Source organism: Collimonas fungivorans, from assembly GCF_028292705.1.
Lineage (GTDB): Bacteria > Pseudomonadota > Gammaproteobacteria > Burkholderiales > Burkholderiaceae_D > Collimonas > Collimonas fungivorans_B.
Genome location: NZ_JAQGLV010000124.1, coordinates 1 through 8,411, shown reverse-complemented (window position 1 = coordinate 8,411; position 8,411 = coordinate 1). Strand labels below are relative to the sequence as shown.

Genomic DNA, 8,411 nt, shown 5'->3' with positions numbered 1-8,411 from the left:
GCCGCGGCCGGCGAAATCCCGGCCGAACAGCGGATATTCAACCGGCCGGTCGCCGCTGGCTATGCCAAGCAAGAGACGGCCGTTGCTGAGCTGGTCGACGCTGGCGGCGGCCTTCATGGTCAGCAGCGGTTCGCGCAAAGGCAAGGCCACCGCGGCAGTGCCGAGCAGGATGTTGCGAGTGATGCCGGCCAGGTAACCGAGATAGGTAAACACCTCGAACACCTGCGCCGCATCGCCGAAGGCCGGATCGTAAAGCGGCACGTCGCGCAACCACAGCGCGCGGAAACCCAGGCGGTCGGCCAGTTTTGCCAGTTCGGCATGGCGCTGCAGGTCCGGTTCGCCCGGCAGCCTTGGGCTGCCGGCCTGGCGTGCCGCCATCGACCAGTCGTTGTCCAGCGGCAGTTCGAGGCCGACGCTGAAACCGCCGGTGCCCAATCTAGAAAGAGCGGATGACATGATTTAATCCCAGGCCGGAGCCAGGCCTTCCGGATTGGCCAGGCGCTCGTTGCGCTCCAGGGTAGCGATCTGCGCCATGTCTTCCGCCGTCAGCACGATGCCTTGCAGCTTCAGGTTGTTTTCCAGGTTGGCGCGTTTGGTGGAAGACGGAATCACGGCAAAACCCTGCTGCAGCGCCCAGGCCAAGGCAATCTGCGCCGGATTGACCTGATGGCGCTCAGCGATGCGCACAATCACCGGCTCCTGCATGACCTTGCCGTAGGCCAGCGGCATGTAAGCGGTGATATGGATGCCCTGGCTGCGGGCAAACTCCACCACCTTGCGGTTCTGCAGGAACGGATGGATCTCGACCTGCTGGGTCGCGATCTCGGCGGCGCCGACGGCCTCGATGGCTTGCGCCAGCTGGGCGTTGGTGAAATTGGAGACGCCGGTCAGCCTGGTCAATCCTGCCGCCTTGGCTTCGGCCAGGGCCGCCATATAGTCCGCCACCGGGATCGCATCCTTGGGCGACGGCCAGTGGATCAGGGTCAGGTCCAGCTGTTCCAGGCGCAGCTTGCGCAGGCTTTCCTTCAGGCTCGGGACCAGCTTGCCGGGCGCCAGGTTATCGATCCAGATCTTGGTGGTGACGAACAGTTCGTCGCGGGCGATGCCGCTGTCGGCGATCGCCTGGCCGACTTCGGCTTCGTTGCCGTAGATCTGCGCGGTATCGATATGGCGGTAACCGACTTCGATGCCGGTGCGGACCGAATCGATCACCACCTGCTCTTGCAGACGGAAGGTGCCGAGGCCGATGTTAGGGATGCTGGTATTCATGAAATTCCTTTGAAAGAGACGACGGGGTCTGACGACGGGGTCGGTCCATATTGCGGCCTGTCACTACGCCGATTAACGAAAGACATACTGTGCGCTCATTCTTTATTGCGAAAAATACATATATGCTCAAATGATATTTGATCCCATATCAACAATTATCGTCTTGATATATCCCTTGAAAGAACAATGAAAAGCCTGAAAACTGTTGCAATCAGGTGCTTTTTACAATTCCCGGCTATTAATTTACGTTGGGACTCATTTATAATTGCCTCGCGAAATAACACTAAATAAGAATCGATTACACAATCACTCTCATTAGCAATACCTGCCAGCCAGTGAAACGGGGATAGCCGTATTAGCCAGCCAAAATTTCTGCTTCATTTACTGAAGCTAAACCTTTGATAACTAAAACAATGAACCGCCTTAACCCGATTGCCGCTGCGCTGGTCGCAGTGTTCGCCGCTCCCCTGTCCTCGCACGCTCAGCAAACCCCAAGCCCCAAAACAGACGCCAGCCCTGCCGTGCTGCAGGAAGTCGTGGTGGAAGGCAGCCGCGGCGATTTCAACGCCAATGCCACTTCGCTCTCCAAATTGCCGGCCGACCTGCATGACGTGCCGCAATCGGTGGTCGTGGTGAACAAGGCGCTGATGCAGTCGCAAGGCGCGAACTCGCTCGCCGATGCCCTGCGCAACGTGGCCGGCATCACCCTGGGCGGCGCGGAAGGCGGCCAGATCGGCAACAACATCAACCTGAACGGCTTTTCGGCGCGTACCGACATCTACCTGGACGGCTTCCGCGACCGCGGCCAGTACTACCGCGACACGTTCGCCATCGATGAAGTCGAAGTGCTGATGGGACCGTCGTCGATGCTGTTCGGCCGCGGCTCCACCGGCGGCGTGATCAACCAGGTGACCAAGAAAGCCAACCTGCACGCCTCGACCGAAGTCTCGGCATCGGCCACCACCAACGGCCTGGTGCGCACCACGGCAGATTACAACCGCCCGTTGTCGGATACTTCGGCATTGCGCCTGTCGGCCATGGCGCAAAGCGGCAAGGCCACCACGCGCGACCAGACCGACGTGCAGGATTTCGGCCTGGCCGGCTCCTACGTGTTCGGCATCGGCACCCCGACCGAAATCACCTTGTCGGCCCTGATCCAGCACAACCATGACATGCCCGACTACGGCCTGCCGCCGCTCAACGGCCATCCGGCGCCGGTCGGCCGCGATACCGCCTACGGCCTCAACAGCGACCACACCAACCAGGATGTGGCGGCGCTGAACACCACGATCAAGCACAAGATCACGCCGGACGTGGTGCTGCGCAACCAGACGCAGTTCAACTATGTGCGCACCAGCGCAGTCGAAACTGCGCCGCAAGGCATAGGCACGGTTGCCAACGGCGTCTTCACGCCGCTGACCAATGCGTCAAGCAACTTGCCGTTGAGCAGCCTATTCGTGCGCGGCCAGAGCCATGACCGCGACATCCGCGACTATTCGATTTTCAACCAGACCGAACTGTCGGCCAAACTGGCCACCGGCAGCATCAAGCACGAGCTGCTGCTGGGCCTGGAACTCGGCCACGACGGTTACGACAACCAGGGCTATTATCGCAACGGCAGCTGCAACGGCGTGGCGCTGAACCCGACTTCGACGGTAGCCGGTTATGCCGACTGCGTGCCGCTGGTCAACCCGAGCTACAGCGCGGCCGGCAGCAATGTCGCCAGCCAGGCCGGCAACCGTGCCGGCGGTTCTGCCAACACCATCGCCACCTATGTCAACGACACCATGACGCTGACGCCGGAATTCAAGCTGGTCGGCGGCCTGCGCTTCGACAGATATATCGCCAGCATCACCAACTCGCTGAACTCGACCAACGCACCTGCGGCCGCCAAGAACACCGCCCTGCCGTCAGCCCAGCAAACCATCAACTTCACCAGCGTGCGTTTGGGCAGCATCTGGCAGCCAAGCGCGGAGCAATCCTACTACCTGTCCTACGGCACTTCCTTCAATCCGTCGCTGGAACAGCTGACCGGCACCACCGGCCAGCAAAACCTCGATCCTGAAAAGAACCGCTCCTACGAACTGGGCGGCAAGTGGGATGTGTTCAATGACAAGCTGTCGCTCAACGCCGCCATTTTCCAGATCAAGAAGGAAAATGCGCGCAGCCAGGTCAGCACCGGCGTCTATGTACTGGACGGCACGGTCAGGGTCAACGGCGCGCGCGCCGGCGCCGTCGGTCACATCACCAAGGACTGGCAGGTCGCGCTCGGCTACACCTACCTGGACGCCAAGGTGATCCAGTCTTCCGGCCTCGACGGCACGCTGGGCAAGATCCCGGTCAACACGCCGAAGAACACGCTGACCAGCTGGTCCACCTACAAGGTCGCACCGCACTGGGAAGTCGGCGGCGGCGCCAGCTACATGTCGGCGCGCTACGCCAACCCGACCAATACCGTGCAGGCCGGCGGTTATACCCGCTGGGATGCAACGGTGGCGTATACGCAACCGAAATACGATATCCGCCTGAATCTGTTCAACCTGGCCAACAAGATGTATTACGATGCGTTGATCCAGTCCGACGGCGGCCGTTCGGTGCCAGGCAACGGCCGCACCGCCATGCTGTCGGTCAACTATCGCATGTAAAAAAACGGAAGAGCCCATGTTGATTGCCATTCCCGAAGTGCTCGACGCCCGGCAGCTGGACGCCGTGCGCCAGTTGCTGGACCAGGCCGGTGCGGCATGGGTCGATGGCCGCGTCACGGCCGGCTACCAGGGAGCGGCAGTCAAGTTCAACCAGCAGATCGATGAACGTTCGGAAGTGGCGCAACAATGCCAGCAGATCATCCTGCAGGCGTTGGAGCGCCATCCGCGCTTTATCAGCGCGGCGCTGCCGAATACCGTCTACCCGCCGATGTTCAACCGCTACGGCGAAGGCATGACTTTCGGCGCCCACGTCGACGGCAGCGTGCGCATCCATCCGCATGACGGCCGCAAGCTGCGCACCGACATCTCGGCCACGCTGTTTTTGTCGGATCCGGCATCGTATGACGGCGGCGAGCTGCAGATCGAAGACAGCTACGGCATGCACTCGGTCAAACTGGCTGCCGGCGACATGGTGATTTATCCGGCCACCAGCCTGCACCAGGTCACGCCGATCACACGCGGCGTGCGCAGCGCCTGTTTCTTCTGGGTGCAAAGCCTGGTGCGCGACGATGCCCGCCGCAGCATGCTGTTCGACATGGACAACGCCATCCAGAAACTGAACCAGACCAATGCCGACGAACAGGCGCGCCGCACCCTGATCGGCTGCTATCACAACCTGATGCGGCAATGGAGCGAGACCTGAGGACCGGCCTCCGCCGCGGTGTTATGATGGACCGGTTAGCCCCACAATCCGCTTGCGCGGCTTCGTTTGGCGGCATCGTTAAAACAGCGCTCCTGGAATATTGACGATCTGCAGTTAAAGCACGTTCCAGCAAAGAGTGGTAGCGATGCAGTCCCCTGCTTTCCCCGAGCACTTCAGCGCGGCATTGCCGCCGCACATGGCCGACGGCCTGGCCGAGCACGGCTGGTCGCTGCACAACATTTTTTTACCCCTTGAACTGACGCAGGAACTGGCTGCGGAATGCCGTGCGCTGGCAGCCAGCGGCGCATTGAATCCGGCCGGCGTAGGCAAAGGCGCGGCGCAGGTGCTGCGCGCGGACATCCGCGGCGACCGCATCCTTTGGCTGCAGGCCGGACAATCGCTGGCGTGCGACCGCTACCTGCAGATCATGGAGAGCTTGCGCGTGGCGCTGAACCGCGAGCTCTACCTTGGGCTGGACGAGTACGAAAGCCACTTCGCGTTTTATGCGCCGGGCGCCGGCTACCAGGCCCACCTCGACCGTTTCCGCGACGACGACTGCCGCACCGTCTCGGTAGTCATTTACCTCAACCAGGACTGGCTGCCGGAACAAGGCGGCGCCTTGCGCCTGCATCCGCTGGGAAAATCCACGGAGGACATCGCCCCTGTGGGCAGCCGCCTGGTGCTGTTCCTGTCGGCGGACATGCTGCACGAAGTCCTGCCGGCGACACGCGAGCGCATGTCTCTCGCCGGATGGTTCCGGCGACGGCCGGTCTGATGCAGATCCGTTTATTCGGTTGAAATCTCGCAAAAACGGATCCGGTTACCGAAAGGATCCGTGACCTCCATGTTGCGGCCCCAGGGTAAATCCTCAACGCCCGGCTTCGCATAAGTGTAGTTCTTTGCCAGCAGCTCGCGCTGCAAGGAGTCGATATCCCGCACCGGCACAAACATGGTCGAACCCGGCGTCGCATCGCCATGATGTTCGCTCAGGTGTATCGTCAGGTCGCCGCGCTTTATCTCGGCATATAAAGGAAAATTTTCCTCGAAGCGATGTTCCCATTCCAGGGTAAAGCCAAGAAAATCCAGATAGAATTCTTTGGCCTTGGATTCCGAAAATATGCGGACGATGGGGATGGCGTTATATATGTGCATGACTTTTCTCTTGATCGCAGTTAGCGTGGTTTGGATTAAAAGCGGATATGGGCAATACCGTTTTATCCCGAGGCCGGGCCGAAAAACCAGGAGGCCCCGAACTCGGCATCGAAATGCAATACCGAGCCAGGACCAAAACGGTAAACAGTCTCGCCATCCTTTTTCTTCAGCAGACTCAGCCTGAGTGCAACCACGCCCTTGACCGAAGCAGTGCTTTGCATCAGGTGAAATATGACCTCCTGCCCGCAAAAAGTCCTGGCCTCGCCTACCGATGTTTCGACATAACCAAGCGTCTCCAGGTGGCTGCCAAACAGCGCAAGATCAACCGGCGCAAGAGCCAATGTCACTTCGCTGATGTCCTTGAGATAGCGCTCCGGCTGGAAACGCGCGGCGTTATATTGCTGGCGGCTGATGCAATCTAGTCCGGCGTTCGGCCCGGGCCGACTGCGCCTCAAAAAATCCTTGTCGTATTCCATGATGCTGGACGTAAAAGAGGTGCCAGAATCGACCAGGTCGACATACCGGAACCACGGGATTTCCTGACCGTCAAGCTGCCGCCCTACCAGATCGGGACTGTGAGCGCGGCCAGATCGCGACAGAGCCACGCAGGCGTCCTCCAGACCACCTGTTTGGTCCACGCCAAGGCAGATGCCGGCAGCACCGCCCGTAGCCGCACCCTGCGATGGACCGAATATCTCGATGTAGGTACGTTCACCGTCGATATACAGGCCGCTCCAGCCGCCGCCGTCCTCAATGGCGATGGTGCCCGTCTCAAACGCCGCAAATTCGTTTTTCAGGAAAGCCGATTGCATGATGGCCGATCTGGTTGCCTCATCGACATGGATGATGACGCGATTCAAATGTACCGATGTATGGTTCATGGACAGTCAGCAATGTTGGCAGGCCAGCTTTCGCGCAGAACCGAAGCCAGCTTGTTGTAATTTAAGAAACAGCAATTTAGCATACCCAGCCATTAGTGGAGATGTCTAAGTGCAGCGCGGTCGCCTATACTGATTAAATGACCTGCACAGTGTCTGCTCAAGCTAGCTTACCGCCAGCTTGCGCAACGCGCGGCAGGCCATCCTCGACAAGGAAGGAGGCACAAAATGCCCTGGAATTTCGCCTGGTTCGGACTGGCCGCAATCATCTTCGTCCTGCTCATCCTGCTTAACGCGGCAATTTACATTTTTCGGGAATACGAACGCTGCGTAGTGTTCACCCTCGGACGGTTTTCCGGCGTCAGGGGGCCGGGGCTGGTGCTGCTGGTGCCGGCAATCCAGCAGCTGGTCAGGGTCGACCTGCGCACCGTCGTGCTGGAGGTGCCGACGCAAGATGTCATCTCGCGCGACAACGTCTCGGTGCGGGTCAACGCCGTGGTGTATTTCCGCGTGGTCGATCCCAGGAAAGCCATCGTCGAAGTCGCCAATTTTTTCAACGCCACCAGCCAGCTGTCGCAAACCATGCTGCGCTCGGTGCTGGGCAAGCACCAGCTGGACGACATGCTGGCCGAGCGTGAAAAGCTGAACCTCGCGATCCAGCAGGCGCTCGATGCGCAGACCGATTCCTGGGGCATCAAGGTGTCCAACGTCGAAATCAAGCAGGTTGACCTGACCGAATCGATGATACGCGCCATCGCCCGCCAGGCCGAGGCGGAACGCGAACGGCGCGCCAAGGTGATCCATGCCGAGGGCGAGCTGCAGGCTTCGGAAAAACTCTACCAGGCCGCCCACGTGCTGGCGCAAGAGCCGCAGGCAATCCTGCTGCGCTACCTGGAAACGCTGACGGTGATCGGCGCCGACAAGAACACCACGGTGGTATTTCCGCTGCCGATGGACTTGCTGTCGTCATTCCTGGGTGACAAAAAAAAGACTCTGTAGCCGGCGGCATGGCAAAAACGGCGGCGCCGCAACGCATTTCCGGCGCTGCCATATAATTGCTTGTCCCACAAACCCACGCCTCACGGCACGCCAGTAATGCACACCATCACGATCGCCGCCCTCGCCGCTTTTCCGCCGCAGCTGGAAGCGCACTATGCCGCCATTCCCGCCGAGTTCCGGCACTGGGCGCCAGCGTCGTGGGAAGGCGTGCCAAGCGAACCGTTCACCGCTATCGAACAGATCTGCCATGTGCGCGATATCGAAATCGACGGCTATCACTTGCGCTTCCGGCGCACCCTGGATGAAACCAATCCGCTGCTGGCGTCGATCGACAGCGACATTCTTGCCAAGGAACGCAATTACGCCGCCGCCGATCCGGCTGAAGTTTTCATGTCGTTCCGCGCGGCGCGCGCCCAGACCGTCGAACTGCTGTCAGGACTGGACCAGGAACAGTTCAGGCGCAGCGCCGAATTCGAGGGATACGGCCCGCTGACGCTGCGCAGCCTGGCGCACTATCTGTGCAGCCATGACCAGCAGCACCTGGCCGGCCTGCAATGGCTGCTCGGCAAGATAGAGGCAAGCCGGGTATGAACGGTTTCAGGAGGTAATTTTTTCTTCGCTGTCCGCCATCGGCTGCCTGGCCATTGCATGTTCCTGGCGCCAGGTGCGGCGCGAACGCGACATGGTGCGCAGCGCCAGGCGCGCCATCTTCAGCCAGCCGAACGGCCTCGGGTCCGCCAGCATGCTCATGGCGCGCGCGTAATC

The 8,411-nt window shown here is 60.4% G+C and carries 9 protein-coding genes and 1 pseudogene; 5 read left to right on the top strand and 5 right to left on the bottom strand.

Annotated features, from left to right (window positions below; all coding sequences use genetic code 11):
* Both JWQ61_RS05995 and dkgB read right to left on the bottom strand, forming a co-directional pair.
* A partial coding sequence (locus JWQ61_RS05995; protein ID WP_304359719.1) for an LLM class flavin-dependent oxidoreductase occupies positions 1 to 456 on the bottom strand: 456 nt, incomplete at its 3' end.
* Positions 457 to 459: 3 nt separating this feature from the next.
* Positions 460 to 1,269, bottom strand: a complete 810-nt coding sequence (gene dkgB / locus JWQ61_RS05990) for a 2,5-didehydrogluconate reductase DkgB (protein ID WP_304359718.1) — start codon at positions 1,267 to 1,269, stop codon at positions 460 to 462.
* A 413-nt stretch (positions 1,270 to 1,682) separates the two neighbouring features.
* Between dkgB and JWQ61_RS05985 the strand changes: the two genes are divergently transcribed.
* The 3 genes from JWQ61_RS05985 to JWQ61_RS05975 all read left to right on the top strand — a co-directional run bounded on the left by JWQ61_RS05985 (position 1,683) and on the right by JWQ61_RS05975 (position 5,392).
* Positions 1,683 to 3,914, top strand: a complete 2,232-nt coding sequence (locus JWQ61_RS05985) for a TonB-dependent siderophore receptor (protein ID WP_304359717.1) — start codon at positions 1,683 to 1,685, stop codon at positions 3,912 to 3,914.
* A 16-nt stretch (positions 3,915 to 3,930) separates the two neighbouring features.
* Positions 3,931 to 4,617 (top strand): Fe2+-dependent dioxygenase, encoded by a 687-nt coding sequence (locus JWQ61_RS05980; protein ID WP_304359716.1) that lies wholly within the window; start codon positions 3,931 to 3,933, stop codon positions 4,615 to 4,617.
* Between the two features lie 145 nt (positions 4,618 to 4,762).
* Positions 4,763 to 5,392: a 2OG-Fe(II) oxygenase gene (locus tag JWQ61_RS05975; RefSeq protein ID WP_304359715.1), complete on the top strand. Its 630-nt coding sequence runs from the start codon at positions 4,763 to 4,765 to the stop codon at positions 5,390 to 5,392.
* 11 nt (positions 5,393 to 5,403) lie between these two features.
* Here JWQ61_RS05975 and JWQ61_RS05970 read toward each other — a convergent pair whose 3' ends face one another.
* Complete coding sequence (locus JWQ61_RS05970; RefSeq protein WP_304359714.1) at positions 5,404 to 5,769, bottom strand: glyoxalase superfamily protein; 366 nt, start codon at positions 5,767 to 5,769, stop codon at positions 5,404 to 5,406.
* A 62-nt stretch (positions 5,770 to 5,831) separates the two neighbouring features.
* Positions 5,832 to 6,650, bottom strand: coding sequence for a DUF5829 family protein (locus JWQ61_RS05965; protein WP_304359713.1), 819 nt, complete (start codon positions 6,648 to 6,650; stop codon positions 5,832 to 5,834).
* A gap of 225 nt (positions 6,651 to 6,875) precedes the next feature.
* Here JWQ61_RS05965 and JWQ61_RS05960 point away from each other — a divergent pair, with 225 nt between their 5' ends.
* Together JWQ61_RS05960 and JWQ61_RS05955 are read left to right on the top strand one after the other, a co-directional pair.
* Positions 6,876 to 7,646 carry a slipin family protein gene (locus JWQ61_RS05960; RefSeq protein WP_304359712.1) on the top strand — a complete coding sequence of 257 codons (771 nt, stop codon included), beginning with the start codon at positions 6,876 to 6,878 and terminating at the stop codon, positions 7,644 to 7,646.
* A gap of 96 nt (positions 7,647 to 7,742) precedes the next feature.
* Positions 7,743 to 8,237 carry a DinB family protein gene (locus JWQ61_RS05955; protein ID WP_304359711.1) on the top strand — a complete coding sequence of 165 codons (495 nt, stop codon included), beginning with the start codon at positions 7,743 to 7,745 and terminating at the stop codon, positions 8,235 to 8,237.
* A gap of 6 nt (positions 8,238 to 8,243) precedes the next feature.
* On the opposite strand, the pseudogene JWQ61_RS05950 reads toward JWQ61_RS05955, so the two are convergent.
* Positions 8,244 to 8,411, bottom strand: a pseudogene (locus tag JWQ61_RS05950) (DUF308 domain-containing protein); the annotation flags it as partial.